Here is a 19,057-nt window from a genome sequence, read left to right as displayed (position 1 = left end):
GAATATTTCACGGCAGAGGCAAAACGCATTACATACGGCTAACGCGCATATTTTGAGCCATTAAGAGCTCGATTTTTGTAAATTTGCAACCAATCGAAATCAAAAACAACATGAAACTACACGAAGAAATAAATTTCGCCCGCGCATTACTAATCTTGATGGTTGTGCTAATACATATAGTTCATTTCGGAGAGCTTTATCCAGAAACAAAATCTATTATACTCTCCTTTATGATGCCTTCGTTCTTACTAATAACTGGTTATCTAACAAACATCGAGAAAACACCTTGCGCGTTTTGCGGCTATCTTCTACGCATAGCAGTTCCTTATGTTGTAATGGTATCGAGCTTTTCACTGCTATCATATTATCTTCCTGTGCGCGACAGGATAACCGAACTATCCGTTTCGCAGTTTGCCGAACGTATTTTTGTTTCATCAATAGGGCCTTACTGGTTCTTTTATGTTATGCTAGTGTGCAGCACGGTATTTTACATCTCGTTTAAGTGTATTCCATTTCTCGGTAACAATCTCTTTGCTCGATTCGCTGTATTCGGCTTTCTGTTGACTGTTCTTTCGTTCGTGCTGCCTATTATAAGCATTCAAACGGTGGTTTACTATTTCATCGGAACTATTCTTCGTCAAACGCGTTGCGATTATTCTGCCGTTTTTCGCCCCACGCCTTACGCTATATTACCATTTATTGCATTGATTATTTTCGGCCGTCACCGCGATTGGGCCGATATTGCGGTATTTGCGTCGGTATTTTGTTTCTTATCTTTCAGCTCGTGGTGTTTTTGCAAGCTCGGCACACGTGCAAAATCAGCTTTCTCTAATCTGGGCATGAACACACTGCCAATTTTTCTTTTCCATCCGATTTTTACGCTTTCAAGCAAGTACTATCTTCGCTTTTTTACATGGGATTCAACAGGTTTTGCATTCATTATCATTACGATATTTTTTAGCGTGTTCGGCTCTCTGCTAATTGCTCGTGTCCTCGATGCAACCAATCTTTCGTACATTTTTGCACGAAAGAAATTTTTGCGTTGAGTTATGAATCAATTGTTTTTAATGTGCTTCCAACCAATTATTGCCCCAACCGGCGTCGGCAACGAGTGGTACATTTAATTCATAAGCGCGTTGCATCTCTTCGAGCACGATATTTTCCACCAAGTTCTTTTCTTCCGGAATAACTGAAAAATTCAATTCATCGTGAACCTGAAGAATCATTTTTGAACGTATATTTTCGCGTTCAAATCTTTGTTGGATATTTATCATCGCAACTTTTATTATATCGGCTTCCGAACCTTGTATTGGAGCATTGATAGCATTGCGTTCGGCGAAACCGCGCACGGTTGCATTATGACTATTTATATCGGGCAGATAACGTTTACGATTAAACAAGGTTTCAACATATCCTTTCTTTCGAGCATCTTTTATCGACTTATCAATAAATTCTCGAACCTTAGGATAGGTATTGAAGTATCCGTCAATTATTTTTCGAGCCTCCAAGTTCGAAATTCCCATTCGCTGCGCAAGCCCGAACGTCGTAATACCATAGATTATACCAAAATTAGCTTGCTTGGCCTTCTTGCGTTGCGTTTCTGTGACATCGTCGATATTTTCATGCCAAATTTTAGCTGCAGTGACCTTGTGAATATCTATGTTATTACGAAATGCCTCAATCATATTTGGATCTTCTGAAAGATGTGCCATAATGCGAAGTTCTATCTGACTGTAATCTGCGGAAAAGAACAAACAACCTTTTTCGGGTATAAAACATTTGCGTATTTCCTTTCCATCATCGGTTCTGACCGGAATATTTTGCAGATTTGGTTCGCTCGACGACAAACGTCCGGTAGAAGTTGCAGCTTGATTGAACGACGTATGTATTCTGCCCGTGCGTTTATTTATAAGTTTAGGAAGAGCATCGATGTACGTACTAAGAAGTTTTTTCATCCCTCTGTATGCAAGAATATTTTCCACTATCGGATGCTTTGCTTTGAGGCTTTGCAGAACCTCCTCGTTAGTTACATATTGTCCGGTGCGAGTTTTTTTCGGCTTGTCAACTATTTGCAGCTTACCGAACAGTATATTCCCAACTTGCCTTGGACTTGATATATTGAAACTCTCACCTGCAAGCTCATAAATATTTTGTTCGTAGCCGTTCATTCGTTCGTTGAATATTCGCGACGTTTCATTGAGCGCTTCAGTGTCGAGGCAGACGCCATTGATTTCCATTTCAGCAAGAACAGGAATAAGAGGCATCTCGATTTTTCTGAACAACTCGTCAGCTCCAGATTTCTTTAATTTATCTTTTAGCACGTTCTTCAAACGCAGCGTTATGTCGGCATCTTCGCAAGCATAATCGCAAACCTCGGTAGGGGAGAGGCTGCGCATATTTTTTTGATTCTTACCTTTAGGTCCTATGAGCTCGTCGATGTGTATTGTTTTGTAACCGAGCAACGTTTCGGCCAGATAATCCATATTATGCCTCAACTCGGGTTGGATAACGTAGTGTGCAATCATTGTATCAAAGAACTCGCCACGGATGGTTATTCCATAATTGCGCAACACCTCATAATCGTATTTTATGTTTTGCCCAATTTTTTCAATCTCTTCATTTTCGTAGAGAGGCTTGAAAATTTTTACTCGTTTTTCGGCCTCGTTACGTTCAGGCGGAATAGAAACGTAGAAAGCCTCACCTTCTTCACAAGCAAAGCTCAAACCTACCAACTCTGCGTCGATTGCAGAGAGAGAAGTTGTTTCAGTGTCTAGACTAATAGAACGCTTTGTAATTAAAAAGTCAAAAAGAGCACGAGCTTCTTCCTCACTATCAACGAGTTTATAATTATGTGGCGTAGTTTTAATTGTGTCGTAATGCTTTTCTTTTTGTTCATCCGGCTCATTCCCGGTATATTCTGCAAAGAGATTAAGTTCATCCTTTTGCTGAGCGAGATTTGAGAGGTTCCTGCCAACGAATTTATTGTACATTGTACGAAATTCAAGTTCGATGAAAATTTTCTTAAGCTTCTCAGCATCTGGTTCAGTTATTTTCATTTCATCGAGCTTCACATCGATTGGCACATCGGTACGAATAGTTGCAAGAAACTTAGACAGCTCAATGTCGCTTTTTGCGTTTTCAACTTTTTCTCTCAACTTCCCAGCTATTTGCTCGGTATTTTGCAGCATATTCTCAATCGAGCCGAACTGAGCTATAAGTTTCACGGCCGTTTTCTCACCAACGCCGGGACAGCCCGGAAAATTATCGGCACTATCGCCCATCAGTGCAAGTAAGTCGATAACCTGTGTTGTACTCTCAATTCCGTATTTCTTTTCAATCGCCGATTCATCGAGCATTTCATACCCACCGCCATGACGTGGACGAAACATATACACATTCTCACGCACCAGTTGACCGTAATCCTTATCTGGCGTAAGCATATAAGTTGCAATTCCTTCGTTCGAAAATTTCACGGCAAGCGTTCCTATCACATCATCGGCCTCAAAACCATCTACCTGAAGCACAGGCACATGCATTGCTTCCAGAATTTCTTTAATAATAGGAACCGAACGTTTTATATCTTCTGGAGTTTCTTCGCGTTGTGCTTTATAGTCTGGAAAGCGTTCGTGACGAAATGTTTTACCATAATCGAACGCAACCGCAATATGCGTAGGTTTTTCCTTCGTCAAAACTTCGTGCAGAGTATTGCAAAAACCTAATACAGCCGAAGTATTATCGCCTTTCGAGTTAATACGAGGGTTTTTAATAAAAGCGTAGTAAGAACGATAAATAAGCGCATAAGCGTCTATTAAAAAGAGTTTCGACATAATGGATAGATTGAATTTAGGCGTAAAATTACTAAAAACAAGCTCACTCTCATGTATTATAATTAATTTTGGCTCAAAATTAACTCCCAATGGATAGTCTTTCTCTAATTCGCAAACCAATAGAATCAGAACTTTGTCGTTTCATCGAAATATTCGAAGAATCGCTAAGCCACAATAACGGACTCCTTCAACAAGCTTTGAAGCATATAAAAAACAGAGGCGGAAAACGAATGCGACCAATTTTGATTCTCCTAATTGCTAAAAACTTCGGAAAAGTAACACTAACAACTCAAAACGCTGCCGTAGGACTCGAACTGCTGCACACAGCATCGCTTGTACACGACGATGTAGTAGATGAAAGCGGAGAGAGGAGGGGACAAGCTAGCGTGAACGCAGCATACGATAATAAAGCTGCCGTTCTTGTAGGCGACTTCATCCTGTCTACAGCATTGCTTTACGTAAGTTATACAAAGAGCGACACAATCGTTAGAATGCTGGCACAACTCGGGCGAACACTAAGCGACGGAGAGATACTCCAACTAACAAATATCAGTAACCGAAACATCGAAGAAAGTACATACTACGAAATAATCAACCGCAAAACAGCAGCACTCTTCGCTGCCTGCGCCGAAATAGGAGCCGAATCGGCAGGAGCAAACCCCGAAATAGTTGAAGCAGCACGAAACTTCGGACATAACCTCGGAATAATGTTCCAGATTCGCGACGACATCTTCGATTACTATGACTCCGAAAGCGAGACCGGTAAACCTGCCGGCAACGACATGCTGGAAGGAAAACTAACACTGCCAGCCATATTTGCCCTCAAAAGCGAACAAAACGAACTGATGAACAACATAGCCGGTAAAGTAAAAAATAACACCGTATCGGCAAAAGAAATAGAACAGCTCGTAACATTCACCAAAGAAAAAGGCGGCATAGAGTATGCACGTAATCAAATGTATCTATATCACAAGCGAGCCATGGAATTCATCGAAAAATACGCGCAAAAAGGCCCTATAGGCGATTCTCTAAAAGCCTACCTGGATTTTATCATCGACCGGCGCAATTAATCCACACGCAGCCTTATTCAGCCTCCTGCGACACGTTTCGCAACTAACAACATCCCATCCAATTCTTTAATACACCAATTTAAGGCTCGATACACACAATCGAGCCATAAACCATGCACCGACAATCTCAATATAATCCATACTAACATAAACCACACCATCCAAAACTCAATACATTCTATCGACCTTAAAACCGCACAATTCACAACCGAATATATCATATCGAGCAATAAACAAACTCCATCTATACACTGTATTTTTTATTAATCTCTAAACACGGCATTTCTTTACTTGATATATTTTATATACCTTTGAACCAGGCATTTCAAAGCTCACAACTTTTTGTCGACCTTTAAAACATATCGTTATATATAATCGTAATCTAATTCACCTGAAAACACATTAAAGATTTGCTGTTAACACAGTAGTTATTCTTTTTTAGACAATTAGAAGCCTGAATAAAGAGTTCCCGCAAGTGAAACTGCAGATTCTTTAACCAAACGAATCGAACCATTAAAAAACTCGTTCCATATTTAAGAGATAAAATTGCAAAGTTAATTATCAGAACATTCTCTTTCTTGCTAAAGTTACGAAAGCTCATCCGAGCATTTTTTTCTTCTTGATAAAATGTATCCGTTAAAGAAATACCTGCTTTTTTAACCGCACAACTTACGGAGTTAAAAAAATACCCTCGTTTTTAATATTGCAATTCACGCAAACAAAAAAATCCCTCTGCCCAGCATTTGTCATTTTATCAAGAATAAAAACTCCCTCTTTCCTGTGCTTGTCATTTCATAAAGAGTAAAAACATACTATTTTCAGTACTTATCATTTATTCAATAATAAAAAACCCCTCTGATGAATCGGAAAAGTTTGCTCAAGAAAAAAAATACTCGCTAACCATATAAATAAAATGTCGTAAGATGTAAAACACAAAAGATAGAATAGAATAAGAAATATTCATGTCTAGACTACGATTTAACGGCCAGAAAACTTATCATTTGTTAAAAAACACACCAATCCGCCTCTATCATTAGACACATAAGCAGATATTACATATTTTCGCAAACAGAATAGTTTGATCTAATAATCAACTTGAATCAATTACTTTATATAGAATATTAACAACATAAAATCTTAGATTATGGCTAAAGAAATTTCTATTATTAGTTTGACCGCCATTAATAATGGCGCTCATTACAATTTTATGCAGTCAGCTGCAGAAAAAGCTAAAGACGATGCTAAAGTCTACGCCAAACTTAAAGATCAGGTTGACGCGCTAATTGCAGCAGTTGCAAACGAAAACGCTAACCTCGTAAAAAGTAGAAAGAACTCTCAAAGCGATGTGATTAGAAAAGCAGACAAAGAGCGCGACGTCTACTATAGAGGCTATAGAGCAGGTGTGAAAAATTTCCGTAATTTCCCCGAAGGAGCTCAAAAGAATGCAGCCGATACACTATGGCAACACATAATTGACTACGGAAAAATTGAACGCATGCAGCTCGATAGAAAAACCGGTATCCTCTCTAATTTCCTGGAAGATTTGGAATCCAAGTATATGGGCGAAATAAATTTCCTGCAACTGAATCTGTTCGTTAATAACTTGAAAACTGCTAACGAAAAGGTTCGTAAAACAGTTTATCTTCGCGACCACGAAAAATCGTCGGGAACAAAAAATGCACTCAAGCTGTCAAGAAAAGTAACCGATAACGCGTATCTGGCAATCGTGAGAAAAATCAACGCGTTCATAGAAGTCGACGGAACATCCGACTACGACGGATTCATCTTGTTCATGAACGAGTTAATCTACAGATTTAAACATGAAGTTCTTCCGCAGAAAACAGCCGAAGAACGCAAACTTAAGAAACTCATCACAGCCTTCGAAGTAGCTAAAAAACTTGCATTAGGCACTCTAACATACACAGGAAGAAAAGGAAAAAACGAAGAAGGAAAGTATGTGTATCAGTTAATGGCCGGAAAAGATAAATCTAAGATTAACTGGGTGGTTGTAGACAAAGATAGACTTTTGGAAGCTCCCGAACCGCCAAAACACAGCAAGGGCGGAAAGCACGAGAAGGAAAATAAACCCGATATTCCTCGCGAAGATGAATAGAACTCGTTATTCGCCAGTTAGCATTAAAATACACTGACTCGAGCTCGTAGCTCATCGATTAACACTAAAATAAACTGACTCGAGCTCTCAGCTTGCCATTTAGATACTAAAAATCCCGTGATTCAGTTAAGAATCACGGGACAAAACCAACTCAATAAAACAAGAATTGATTATTGCAGACAACCACGCCTGACAAATAATCGCAAACTTGTATTCTTAATCGGCAAACTTCGCCTTAATGAATTCACGATTCAATCGCGCAATGTTTGCTATCGACTCATTTTTCGGGCATTCAGCTTCGCAGGCACGAGTATTCGTGCAATTTCCGAAGCCTAACTCTTCCATTTTCATCACCATTGCTTTTGCACGACGTGCGGCCTCGGGTTTTCCTTGCGGAAGTAAAGCCAGCTGGCTCACTTTCGACGAAACGAAGAGCATCGCGGAACCATTCTTGCAAGCTGCAACGCAGGCACCGCAGCCTATACATGTGGCACAATCCATAGCCTCATCTGCGTCGGGCTTCGAAATTAGAATGTTGTTAGCATCCTGCGCCTGACCTGTACGAACCGAAGTGTAACCTCCGGCGGCAATTATCTTGTCGAATGCAGAACGGTCGACCATACAATCCTTTATTACCGGGTAACCGGCCGAGCGCCAGGGTTCAACCGTTATGATGTCGCCGTCGCTGAATTTGCGCATGTAGAGCTGACATGTGGTTGCTCCTTGACCAGGTCCATGCGGGTGTCCGTTGATGTAGAGCGAGCACATGCCGCATATTCCTTCTCTACAATCGTGGTCGAAAACGAAGGGTTCTTTGTTGTCTTCGATGAGTTGCTCGTTTAGAATGTCGAGCATTTCGAGGAAGGAGGTGTCGCCGGGAATATCTTTCATGTCGAACGTGTCGAAATGTCCTTTTTCTTTCGGACCGTTCTGGCGCCAAACCTTCAAAGTGAATGATATGTTTTTATCCATTGTTCGTTATTCCTTTATTATGATTTGTAGTTTCTGGTTTGAACCTTTATATACTGATAATCCAAATCTTCTTTGAGAAGCGTGGGAACTGCGTCGTCGGAACCTTCATACTTCCAACAAGCTACGTACATGTAGTTTTCATCGTCGCGCTTAGCTTCTCCTTCTTCGGTTTGTGATTCTTCTCTGAAATGACCTCCGCAGCTTTCGTTACGATTTAGCGCGTCGTAGGCTTCTAGTTCGCCCATTGTGATGAAATCGCGCAAGTGGATTGCCTTGTCGAGCTCGACGTTGAGACCTTCTTTCGAGCCGGGAATTCGCACGTGCTCGTTGAATTCTTTTCTAAGGTCTTTCAACATCTTGAGGGCTTTTTCGAGGCCTTCCTTGTTGCGTGCCATGCCGACATAATCCCACATGATATGATAGAGCTTCTTGTGAATCGAGTCGACGCTTTCGTCGCCTTTTATATTATAGATTCTGTCCATCTCGGATTGAACGGCGCGTTCGGCTTCTTCGAATTCGGGCAGATCTGTTGAAAAGCGCGGAACAGTTATTTGGTCGCTCAAGTAGTTCTGCATTGTGTATGGAATAACGAAGTATCCGTCGGAGAGTCCTTGCATGAGTGCGGATGCTCCAAGACGGTTTGCACCGTGGTCGGAGAAGTTACATTCGCCTAGGGCAAATAGACCCTTGATTGATGTCTGCAGCTCGTAGTCGACCCATATTCCGCCCATCGTGTAGTGTATTGCTGGGAAAATCATCATTGGATTTTCGTAGGGATTGACGTCGGTAATTTCTTCGTACATATCGAAGAGGTTTCCGTAGCGCTGCTCTACGCGGTCTTTTCCAAGTCGCTGAATTGCTTCTGAAAAATCCAGGAATACTGCCAAACCTGTGTTGTTCACACCGAAACCTTTATCGGTACGCTCCTTGGCTGCGCGGCTGGCAACGTCGCGAGGTACGAGGTTACCGAATGCTGGGTAGCGACGCTCCAAATAATAATCGCGGTCTTCTTCCGGAATGTCGCGACCTTGGAGTGTTCCTGCTTGGAGCTTCTTAGCATCTTCAATCTTCTTGGGCACCCATATCCGTCCGTCATTACGCAGAGATTCTGACATAAGCGTCAGTTTGGATTGCTTGTCGCCATGTACCGGTATGCAGGTTGGATGAATCTGCACGAAAGCGGGGTTAGCAAAGTATGCGCCTTTTCGGTAGCATTGCATCGCAGCGGTACAGTTGCATCCCATTGCGTTTGTTGAAAGGAAATAAGCGTTTCCATATCCGCCGGTTGCAATACAAACGGCATGCGCAGCGAAACGAATCAGCTTACCTGAAACGAGGTCTTTGGCTATGATGCCTCGAGCTCGACCATCTATAATCACGAGGTCTTCCATCTCGGTACGGGTGTATAAATCTACAGTTCCGTTGTTCACCTCTTTCATTAAAGAGGAATATGCACCTAGAAGCAACTGCTGACCTGTTTGTCCTTTGGCATAGAATGTTCGGCAAACTTGCACTCCGCCGAAAGAACGGTTAGCTAGCATTCCACCGTATTCTCTTGCGAAAGGAACGCCCTGCGCTACACATTGGTCTATGATGGCTGCGCTGACTTCGGCTAAACGGTATACATTAGCTTCGCGTGCGCGATAGTCGCCGCCTTTAATGGTGTCGTAAAAAAGACGATAAACAGAGTCTCCGTCGTTTTGATAATTCTTGGCAGCGTTGATTCCACCTTGTGCTGCAATGGAGTGGGCACGTCGCGGAGAGTCTTGTATGCAAAGATTAATCACGTGGAAGCCCATCTCGCCGAGAGAAGCTGCGGCAGATGCACCGGCCAGTCCGGTTCCGACTACGATGATATCGAGCTTGCGTTTATTTGCTGGGTTGACGAGTTTCTGATGAGCTTTATAATTCGTCCATTTCTCGGCTAAAAGCCCTTCTGGAATTTTTGAATCTATTTGATTAGCCATAATCTTATTTCAAAATTTAATGTATTAATATTTATGCGGCACAGGCATAGCTCGGTGCAAATCCCAGCCAGAATGCAAGAATCAAGAAGGCAAATACGCACATGAGAATAGTTACATAAACGAGTCCTATGCATTGCCAACGCTTTAGCCAAATCTTTCCACTCCAGCCAAAAGTCTGCATAGAACTCCAGAAACCGTGAGACAAATGAAACCACAATGCCAGAATCCAAAGAAGATAGAGAACCGAATAAACCGGATTTGCAAATGTTTCCTGAATCCATGCAAAACCGTCTGCCGGATGATGCTTAACTTCAATGTGTGCTAATTCGGCAAACATCATGTGTCCCCAGAAATTATACAAATGCAATAATAAACCTATCAGAATGATTAAACCTAAAACAAGCATATTCTGACTTGCCCAACTAACTTCCGGACGACGACTGCTAACTGCATAACGTTCATTGCCTCGTGCACGTCGATTCTGTGCCGTGAGAATAAACGCGTAAACAATATGAAAAACAGCAAGAGCTCCAAGTCCCATCGTACCGGCAACTGCATACCAGTTCGAACCTAGAAAGCTGCATATCATATTGTAAGCTTCCCCGGAAAAGAAAGCTGCAATGTTCATGCAACAGTGGAATGTCAGGAAAAGAATAAGGCAAATGCCGGTAGACGACATTACCACTTTTCTACCGATAGGTGAATTGATTAACCACATAAATGTTTTGATTTTAAATATTTAATTTGTTAGACTTAATTCTCAACTTGTAGATTGTTGTAGATGTGTTAATTTGGAATTAAAGCAAATGTGTTTATAACTCAAATTCATGCATAAATCGACTCACTGTAATACCAAGATGTAAGTATATGATCTCGTTTCAAGCCGTGCAAAAATACTATATTTTAATGATAAAGCAAATTGCGTCCTAAATAATATCAAATATTATTTCTTAATTTTGCTCGCCAATATAGAGTTAAATATGAACTTTAGATATGATGTTATTGTAATAGGAGGAGGACATGCCGGATGCGAAGCGGCTGCGGCTGCAGCAAATATGGGTGCTAAGACCTGTCTTATTACAATGGATATGGGTAAAATTGGACAAATGAGTTGTAACCCGGCAATAGGAGGAATAGCTAAAGGACAAATTGTACGAGAAATAGATGCTCTAGGAGGTCAAATGGGACTTATAACGGATGCAACAACAATTCAATTCCGTATGCTTAATCGTTCAAAGGGTCCCGCTGTTTGGAGCCCTAGAGCTCAATGCGATAGAGAGAAATATATACAGGAATGGCGAAAAACTCTAGACAGAATCGAGAATCTGGATATATTTCAAGATCAAGCAAATGAATTACTTGTAGAAGAGAAAAGAGTTCTTGGAATAAAGACTATATGGGGTATAGAGTTTTATGCAAAGAGTGTTATTCTCACAACTGGGACATTTCTTAACGGTTTGATGCATATTGGAAGAAATCAAATCGAAGGTGGACGACATTCGGAACCAGCTGTTCATAGTCTTACTGAGAGTATAACAAGACATGGTATAATAGCTGCCCGAATGAAAACAGGTACTCCTGTACGTATAGATAAACGTTCTGTACACTTTGAAGATTTGGAACCACAATTGGGAGAGGTGAATTATTATAGATTTTCTTTTCTTAATAGTAAACGTAACCTTTCTAAACTGCCATGTTGGCTCTGCAACACGAATCCTTCTGTTCATAAAATATTGAGGAATTCAATTTGTGAATCCCCTCTTTTAAATGGGCAAATCAACAGTATTGGCCCACGATATTGTCCATCTATAGAAACAAAGATTACGACTTTTGAGAAGAGAGAGAGTCATCCGCTTTTTTTGGAACCTGAGGGCGTAGATACAAATGAAATGTATCTGAACGGTTTTTCTTCAAGTATGCCTTGGGAAATCCAATTAGAAGCTCTTCATCAGATTCCGGCTCTGCGCGATGCAAAAATATACAGACCAGGCTATGCTATCGAATATGATTATTTCGACCCCATTCAACTGAAACATTCTTTAGAGTCTAAAATCATAGAAGGATTATTCTTAGCAGGACAGATAAATGGCACGACAGGCTATGAAGAGGCCGCGGGTCAGGGATTAGTAGCGGGAATTAATGCTGCCTTGTTTTGTTGTAATAGCGAACCTTTTGTGATGCATAGAGATGAGAGTTATATAGGGGTATTAATAGATGATCTCACAACTAAAGGAGTTGATGAGCCTTATAGAATGTTCACTTCTCGTGCAGAATATCGTACGCTTCTTCGACAAGATAATGCTGACACACGGCTCACGAGTAAGGGGTATAATTTAGGGATTGTGAAATCTGGTCGATTCGAGAAATGGGAACAAAAGGAAAAAAACATCAAGAAGATTATTTCCTATTGCAATAATACTACAATAAAAGAATCGGATATAAGTGGTTGGCTATCTTATTTGGGATATTCGGTAGTTAACAGGACTCTAAAAATTAGAGACCTAATTTCAAGACCAAATATCGAGATAAAAGAATTATCAAAGAGAATACCCTCTCTTTCAGAGATTTTTGTTGCTCTGGATGGATTAGATGAAGAAATTATTGAGGCTGCAGAAATACGAATAAAATATAAGGGTTACATAGAAAGAGAACAGAAGTTTGCGGAGAAAATGCGTAGACTAGAAAATATAAGAATAAAAGGAAAATTCGATTATTCAACAATAAAAGATATTTCCATTGAAAGTAGGCAGAAACTCGAAAAGATACAACCGGAAACAATTGCGCAGGCAAATCGAATTCCTGGTGTGAGTAAAAGCGATATCAGTGTTTTGCTGACATTAATGAAACGTTAAAATTGAAGGGTATAGAAAATATATTTTATGAATAAAGATGAATAACAAGATTCTATTAAGTCATCTGAGATGTATACAGGATTGGCCTGTAAAAGGAGTGAATTTTAGAGATGTAACAACGCTTTTCAAATCGCCAGAAGCCCTAAATGAAATAACTAATGAAATGTATGAACTTTATAAGGATAAAGGGATTACGAAAATAGTTGGAATAGAAAGTCGGGGATTTGTAATGTCTTCTGCCTTAGCGGTTAAACTGAATGCAGGAGTTGTTCTTTGTCGTAAGCCTGGAAAGCTTCCATGTGAGACAGTGAAAGAGGAATACAGAAAAGAATACGGCACTGATATTATAGAGATTCATAAAGATGCAATTAATAAAAATGACGTTATTTTACTCCACGACGACCTACTAGCTACGGGAGGAACAATGAATGCGGCTTGTCATTTGGTTAAGAGGTTTTGCCCAAGAAAGATATTCTGTAATTTTATCATAGAGCTTTGTAGCGAATTTCCCCATAGCCGAAATAAATTCGACAAAGACATTGAAATAACTTCGCTTTTGAGTTTTTAGGATAACGCTGCCGGTTTCACGTGAAACGGAAAACAAAAAATGGACACACAAGATTATTTGAAGGGGATTTATTTAAGTCTGCCAGAACTTCCTGGAACGTATCAATTTTATAACAATGAGGGTAAAATAATATATGTTGGGAAAGCGAAAAATTTGAAAAGACGAGTGTCTTCTTATTTTCAAAAGAATATTTTAGACAAAAAGACCAGGTTTTTGGTTTCTAAGATTTGCGACATCTCTTATTCAGTTGTTAATACAGAGGATGATGCTCTTTTGATAGAGGATAGTTTGATCAAGCAATATCAACCGAAGTATAATATGATGCTTAAGGATGATAAGACATATCCCAGTATCTGTGTTTCTAATGAGTTTCTTCCACGTGTTTTTAAGACTCGAGATATTGATAAGAAAAAAGGTGTCTATTTTGGCCCTTATGGTCATATTAGTAAGATGTATTCAATTTTAGATGTTGTGAGGAAGGTCTATAAACCTCGTTCTTGTAGTATTCCTTTTACGGAAGAAATGGTCAGAGGCGGTAAGTTTAAGCCGTGTGTAGAGTTTCAGTTGGGTAATTGTAATGCACCTTGTAATGGAAATCAGAGTTTAGAAGATTATTTGGATAATATAGAACAGATACGCAATGTACTGAAAGGAAATATAGGTGAGCTCCTGAAATATTTGAAAGATAAGATGATTATCTGCTCAGAAAAACTGGAGTTTGAAAAAGCAGAAGTTTATAAGCAGAGATATTTGATCATAAAAGAGTTTATAAGTAAGAGTGAAATAGTAAGTCGTACCGTCTCTAATGTAGATGTGTTCAGTGTAGTCAATGATGAAGTGACTAAGAAGGCATTCGTTAATTATATTCATGTGGATAGTGGAGCGATAAATCAGAGCTTCACATACGAATATAATAGAGAAAATGATGAAGACGAAAGAGAAATGCTTTGCAAGGTTATTCCCGAGATTAGAGATAAATTCGATAGCGATGCTAGAGAGATTATAGTGCCCTTTATGTTGAATTTAGAGATCGAGGATGTTTGTTTCTTTGTTCCGCAGCGAGGAGAAAAACGGCATCTTTTGAAACTATCAGAGCTGAATGCTAGACAATATCAGTTCAATTGTTCCAAGCGTCTGAAAAAGGAATACTCTGAGGAAAAGTTAAAAGGGTTGATGCAGAATCTGCAAGAACAATTGCATTTGAACAAGCTTCCGTATCATATAGAGTGTTTTGATAACTCAAATATATCCGGGTCTGATGCTGTGGCGGGATGTGTTGTTTATAAAGGCTTGAAGCCATCGAGGAAAGATTATCGCAGATACAATATAAAGACAGTGAAAGGTGTTGATGATTATGCTTCTATGCGTGAGGTGGTAAGTCGTAGATATAAACGGATGATAAAAGAAAACACTCCTTTGCCAGATTTGATAATAATCGATGGAGGGAAAGGTCATATGGAAGCTGTGAGAAGTGTTATTGTTGATGAGTTGAATTTGTCTGTTCCCATTGCGGGGCTCGCTAAGGATAACAGACATCGAACTAATGAACTCCTTTTCGGATTTCCACCCCAGGTGATTGATTTGAGAACAAATTCTGAATTGTTCAAAATACTAACTCAGATGCAAGATGAGGTGCATCGGTTTGCTATCTCGTTTCATCGTAACAAGCGTTCGAAGCGTCAACTGCATAGTGTTTTGGACGATATAAAAGGAATAGGTCCGAAGAGTAAGAAGAAACTCCTAGCCGAATTAAGGACAGTTCAAGATATCAAAAATGCAGATTTGAAGACCTTGGCGAATATTCTAGGTTCTGCGAAAGCTATGATTGTCTACCAGTTTTTTCATTAATACACTTTTATGAGAATTGTTTTGCAACGCGTGTCGCATGCTTCAGTGAGAGTAGGAGAGAGGGTTAAATCTACCATTGGTAAAGGCTATCTTATTCTTTTAGGAATAGGAGAGGATGATAATGAGGGCGATGTTTCGTGGCTAACGAAGAAAATAATTGGATTACGTGTTTTCGATGACGATTGTGGAGTGATGAATCGAAATATTATAGACGAGAAGGGTGATATATTAGTAGTATCACAATTTACCCTCATGGCTTCTTATAAGAAAGGCAATCGGCCAAGCTGGATTCATGCAGCTCGGCATGAAATATCTAAGCCGTTGTATCGTCTTTTTTGCGACGAGTTAAGTCGTTTGTTGGATAAACCTGTAGATGAGGGGGAATTCGGAGCAGACATGAAAGTAGAATTAATAAATGATGGCCCTGTAACAATATGCATGGACACAAAAAACAAGGAATGAAGCGATGACAATTAAAGAAGCACAGATGAAAGTCGACGAATGGGTACAAAAATATGGCGTGTGCTATTTCAGCGAGCTAACAAATATGGCTTGTCTAACCGAAGAAGTTGGCGAATTAGCCCGTGTTATGGCTCGCGTGTATGGTGATCAGAGTTTTAAATCAGGCGAACAGGCAAATATTGGTGAAGAACTGGCCGACATCTTTTGGGTACTCATTTGCATTGCGAATCAAACGAATACAGACTTAACCGAGGAACTTGCTAAGAGTTTCGAAAAGAAAACTGAGCGCGATAAAGAACGCCACATAAATAATTCAAAATTGAAATCAAAATAACTAGTAGAATATATGGAAATAATTAAGAAAGACCTTAACAGGCAAACTAACATTACGAGTAAATACGACCGTATATTGGCAGAATATAATCTTGACATAACCGATGAAGAAGTCAAATCGGCCGTGAAGAAAATAATAGTTGAGCGAGTAGCCGAGAATGATACCTTAGAGGTAAAGAAGTTCCTCTTGAGTTGTATAGAACTAACATCGCTTAGAACAATCGATACTGAGGAAAGCATTCTCGCAATGACTGAAAAGGTTAATCGTTTTGATTCTTTGTATCCCGGTTTACCCCACGTTGCTGCCATTTGTGCCTATCCTTGTTTTACAAAACTGATAGCTGAGAGTTTAGAGGTAGATGGCGTCGATATAACCAATGTCTGTGGCAGTTTCCCTTCATCGCAAACATTTCTTGAAGTAAAGACGATTGAAACTGCGCTTGCTATAAAAGATGGTGCCACCCATATTGACATCGTTCTTCCGGTAGGCAAATTCCTTTCTGGCGATTATGAGAGTGTTTTTGACACCATCAGCGAATTGAAACAAATTTGTGGCGAAATTCCTATGAAGGTTATTCTCGAAACTGGTGATTTAGGTGGTTTTCGCAACATAAAGACTGCAGCCTTATTGTCGATGTATGCTGGTGCAGATTACGTAAAAACAAGTACCGGAAAAGAAAAAATCAGCGCAACTCCTGAATCTGTTTATGTAATGTGCCAGGCCATAAAGGAATATCATGTTAAAACAGGTGTTCAGATTGGATTGAAACCGGCTGGCGGGATAAATACTGTTATGGATGCCATCATTTACTACAGTATTTTTAAAGAAATCTTGGGTGAAAAATGGCTTACCACTGATTGGTTTCGTATAGGAACCAGCAGACTAACTAATCTTTTACTGAGCGATATTGAAGGTCGGGAGATAGAATATTTTTAATGCTAATTCGAAATAACAAAAAAATAGATGATGTGTAATAATAAAAAAGCAAGGCATGAATAAAGAAACAAATGAGAAACGTCTATATAAGACTCCTGAATGTAGAGTTATAGAGATGGATCAGGAACAATTTATTTGTACAACAGTATTACCTAATCCTCCAGGTTCCACAGAGGAAGAATGGGGAAATGAAGAGGGTGTTAATGGAGGAGAAGGCGAAATTTAAGCCATCCTCAAGTGTATCAATATAAACGATGAATAATAACAATGAAGAAGAGTAGAGACATAATCATTGCCACAATCATAGCACTCATACTTCTCACGGGTTGTGGAAATGAGATCGAACATAAGCAGGGGAACGACAAAATAGAAATGAGTGCTTCACAATTCATAATTGACGAAACACCATATGCAGAAGACACAGAAGTGACCCGGAGTCGAAATGTTGCAAATGCCCCATTTGGTAAAGAAATAATAAAACTCGACAATGGAATAGAAGCTGAAGTAACCGTAGAACGTGAAGTAGCTGATAACACGCACCATGCTACTACCCGTACTACGGAAATGACTAATCAGCATTATACTATCTATGCTCTTAAAAATGGCAATCGAGTAGGTACACTCAGAGGAACCGTCAGCGGTGCCGGAAGTTCAAAAAATTTCATACCCGATGCTGGAACATCTTCCATGCTATTACTCGAACCTGGCACCTACACCTTCGTGTGTCATAACGACCAGGTAACTCCAACTGGTAATCAACTATATGTATATAATCAAGATGCTGAAAAGGCTCTTATGGGAGTAACTACTACAAATGTCAGCGGAAAGGAGTATAAGGTCAACTTCCAAATGAAACACCTAGCAGCTCGTATACGCTACGAACTAACTACCTATTGGGACATCAACAATATAAGAGCAGAAGTTGGGCCTCAAGGGGCAATAGATTTAAGTATCTATAATAACGATGGAACTTTCAACTCTGAATCTACCGGAGGCGTATCTCATGAAATAACATTCCCCACAGTAACTACGGAAGCAGCCGATTACACCTATACTTCAACCAGTAACTATCATTACTGTCTTCCCAATAGCATTGTAAATCCCATGGTAATTCGCTTCAAAACAGGCATGCTCTACCGCAAAACAATTGCCAGTTATAGTATGAATCTTATGAATTTCCCTCGCCAGAAACTTGCAGCTAATGAATCCTACAAGGTGAAAATAAAACTTTATTATTCCTTTCAGTACTTATTCTCCGATGGAACTACAGGTACAATCATGCAAGGTAAGTCTGCTGGTAAAACACCTATTGCTGCAATGATTTCATCCAATAAAGCCATAGGTCTTACTGATGCTAAAGTTGGAGCTTCTAGATTGTTTAATTGGAGTAATAATCAAGCAAAGCACAACACGATAACATCACAAATCTTCTCGGTGATTTATAACAGTGTCGACGGATACAACCAAACCTGGTCGACTACACACTCTGCTACCGGTGTAGCCCATGCCAACGACCCCAACTTTCCAGCCTTCGTTAGAGCTGCTAATTACGTACCTCTAACTCCTATCACAGCCCCGGCAGGCAAACTTTCCAATTGGTATCTTCCTGCATTGGGAGAATGGAAACTTGCAGCCCAGACAATGGGAAAATATAATCCCGCACAACTCACGGCATGGCCAACAGCTGGAACACATCTTAATTGGGACGATCGACTGGTGAAAGTAATCTTCGTACAAGCTGGTGGAGAATCTCCCATTTGGGTTAACGGTACACGAGGAGACGGATGGTATTGGGCAAGCGATGAATTCTCGGCAGGGAGCGCCTATCATATGGTGCTTTATCCTGAAGCCACTTACAGTCTATGGTTTGCTGCAAACCCTAAAAGTTCCAATCCTATGAGGGTTCGGGCATTTATCATCAAGAATTCTTAAACCAGAGTTGGTAAGATTGAATACTCAATGAGAGATTCTTAAGGGTACTTTCCTTACAAAAAGACTACAGTTAATGTAGGATAGAGGGGGTGGGGGATTGAACTTCCCGCTTCATGATAATCTGGTTTGATAACATATCTGTATTGACAGAATTAGACTTGTAGGATGGTCAAGAC

General features: G+C 40.0%; 15 protein-coding genes. 11 read left to right on the top strand and 4 right to left on the bottom strand.

Annotation, left to right across the window (positions count from 1 at the left end):
• Window positions 1–110: 110 nt before the first annotated feature.
• Entirely contained in the window at window positions 111–1,046 is a 936-nt protein-coding gene (locus tag HMPREF9140_RS09100) for an acyltransferase family protein (protein ID WP_006953464.1), read from the top strand.
• A gap of 18 nt (window positions 1,047–1,064) precedes the next feature.
• On the opposite strand, the gene polA is transcribed toward HMPREF9140_RS09100, so the two are convergent.
• Window positions 1,065–3,827, bottom strand: coding sequence for a DNA polymerase I (gene polA, locus HMPREF9140_RS09095; RefSeq protein ID WP_006953463.1), 2,763 nt, complete (start codon window positions 3,825–3,827; stop codon window positions 1,065–1,067).
• A gap of 89 nt (window positions 3,828–3,916) precedes the next feature.
• On the opposite strand from polA, the gene HMPREF9140_RS09090 reads away from it, so the two are divergent.
• Together HMPREF9140_RS09090 and HMPREF9140_RS09080 are read left to right on the top strand one after the other, a co-directional pair.
• Complete coding sequence (locus HMPREF9140_RS09090) at window positions 3,917–4,897, top strand: polyprenyl synthetase family protein (RefSeq protein ID WP_006953462.1); 981 nt, start codon at window positions 3,917–3,919, stop codon at window positions 4,895–4,897.
• A gap of 1,144 nt (window positions 4,898–6,041) precedes the next feature.
• Complete coding sequence (locus tag HMPREF9140_RS09080; RefSeq protein ID WP_006953460.1) at window positions 6,042–7,010, top strand: DUF6261 family protein; 969 nt, start codon at window positions 6,042–6,044, stop codon at window positions 7,008–7,010.
• Between the two features lie 216 nt (window positions 7,011–7,226).
• On the opposite strand, the gene HMPREF9140_RS09075 is transcribed toward HMPREF9140_RS09080, so the two are convergent.
• From HMPREF9140_RS09075 to HMPREF9140_RS09065, 3 genes are read right to left on the bottom strand one after another with little or no spacing between them, the layout of a single operon-like run.
• Window positions 7,227–7,982, bottom strand: a complete 756-nt coding sequence (locus tag HMPREF9140_RS09075; protein ID WP_006953459.1) for a succinate dehydrogenase/fumarate reductase iron-sulfur subunit — start codon at window positions 7,980–7,982, stop codon at window positions 7,227–7,229.
• Between the two features lie 17 nt (window positions 7,983–7,999).
• Window positions 8,000–9,949 carry a fumarate reductase/succinate dehydrogenase flavoprotein subunit gene (locus tag HMPREF9140_RS09070; protein ID WP_006953458.1) on the bottom strand — a complete coding sequence of 650 codons (1,950 nt, stop codon included), beginning with the start codon at window positions 9,947–9,949 and terminating at the stop codon, window positions 8,000–8,002.
• Between the two features lie 31 nt (window positions 9,950–9,980).
• On the bottom strand, window positions 9,981–10,667 hold the full coding sequence (locus tag HMPREF9140_RS09065) for a succinate dehydrogenase/fumarate reductase cytochrome b subunit (protein WP_006953457.1): 687 nt from the start codon (window positions 10,665–10,667) through the stop codon (window positions 9,981–9,983).
• Window positions 10,668–10,929: 262 nt separating this feature from the next.
• Here HMPREF9140_RS09065 and mnmG point away from each other — a divergent pair, with 262 nt between their 5' ends.
• Genes mnmG through HMPREF9140_RS09030 form a run of 8 tightly spaced genes read left to right on the top strand, consistent with a single transcriptional unit; the run spans window position 10,930 to window position 18,881 of the window.
• A complete protein-coding gene (gene mnmG, locus HMPREF9140_RS09060; RefSeq protein ID WP_018572328.1) occupies window positions 10,930–12,801 on the top strand; it encodes a tRNA uridine-5-carboxymethylaminomethyl(34) synthesis enzyme MnmG in 1,872 nt (623 codons plus the stop codon).
• A 37-nt stretch (window positions 12,802–12,838) separates the two neighbouring features.
• Window positions 12,839–13,369 (top strand): adenine phosphoribosyltransferase, encoded by a 531-nt coding sequence (locus HMPREF9140_RS09055; RefSeq protein ID WP_006953455.1) that lies wholly within the window; start codon window positions 12,839–12,841, stop codon window positions 13,367–13,369.
• Window positions 13,370–13,408: 39 nt separating this feature from the next.
• Window positions 13,409–15,217, top strand: coding sequence for an excinuclease ABC subunit UvrC (gene uvrC / locus HMPREF9140_RS09050; protein ID WP_006953454.1), 1,809 nt, complete (start codon window positions 13,409–13,411; stop codon window positions 15,215–15,217).
• 9 nt (window positions 15,218–15,226) lie between these two features.
• A complete protein-coding gene (gene dtd, locus HMPREF9140_RS09045) occupies window positions 15,227–15,679 on the top strand; it encodes a D-aminoacyl-tRNA deacylase (protein ID WP_006953453.1) in 453 nt (150 codons plus the stop codon).
• 4 nt (window positions 15,680–15,683) lie between these two features.
• Window positions 15,684–16,013 carry a nucleotide pyrophosphohydrolase gene (locus tag HMPREF9140_RS09040; RefSeq protein WP_006953452.1) on the top strand — a complete coding sequence of 110 codons (330 nt, stop codon included), beginning with the start codon at window positions 15,684–15,686 and terminating at the stop codon, window positions 16,011–16,013.
• Window positions 16,014–16,025: 12 nt separating this feature from the next.
• Entirely contained in the window at window positions 16,026–16,949 is a 924-nt protein-coding gene (deoC, locus tag HMPREF9140_RS09035) for a deoxyribose-phosphate aldolase (protein ID WP_006953451.1), read from the top strand.
• Between the two features lie 55 nt (window positions 16,950–17,004).
• A complete protein-coding gene (locus HMPREF9140_RS10610; protein WP_006953450.1) occupies window positions 17,005–17,175 on the top strand; it encodes a hypothetical protein in 171 nt (56 codons plus the stop codon).
• Window positions 17,176–17,216: 41 nt separating this feature from the next.
• Window positions 17,217–18,881 (top strand): hypothetical protein, encoded by a 1,665-nt coding sequence (locus tag HMPREF9140_RS09030; RefSeq protein WP_006953449.1) that lies wholly within the window; start codon window positions 17,217–17,219, stop codon window positions 18,879–18,881.
• Window positions 18,882–19,057: the final 176 nt, after the last annotated feature.

The organism is Prevotella micans F0438 (assembly GCF_000243035.1).
GTDB lineage: Bacteria > Bacteroidota > Bacteroidia > Bacteroidales > Bacteroidaceae > Prevotella > Prevotella micans.
Note: the sequence above shows the minus strand (reverse complement) of the source record. Positions and strands in the feature narration are given on the sequence as shown.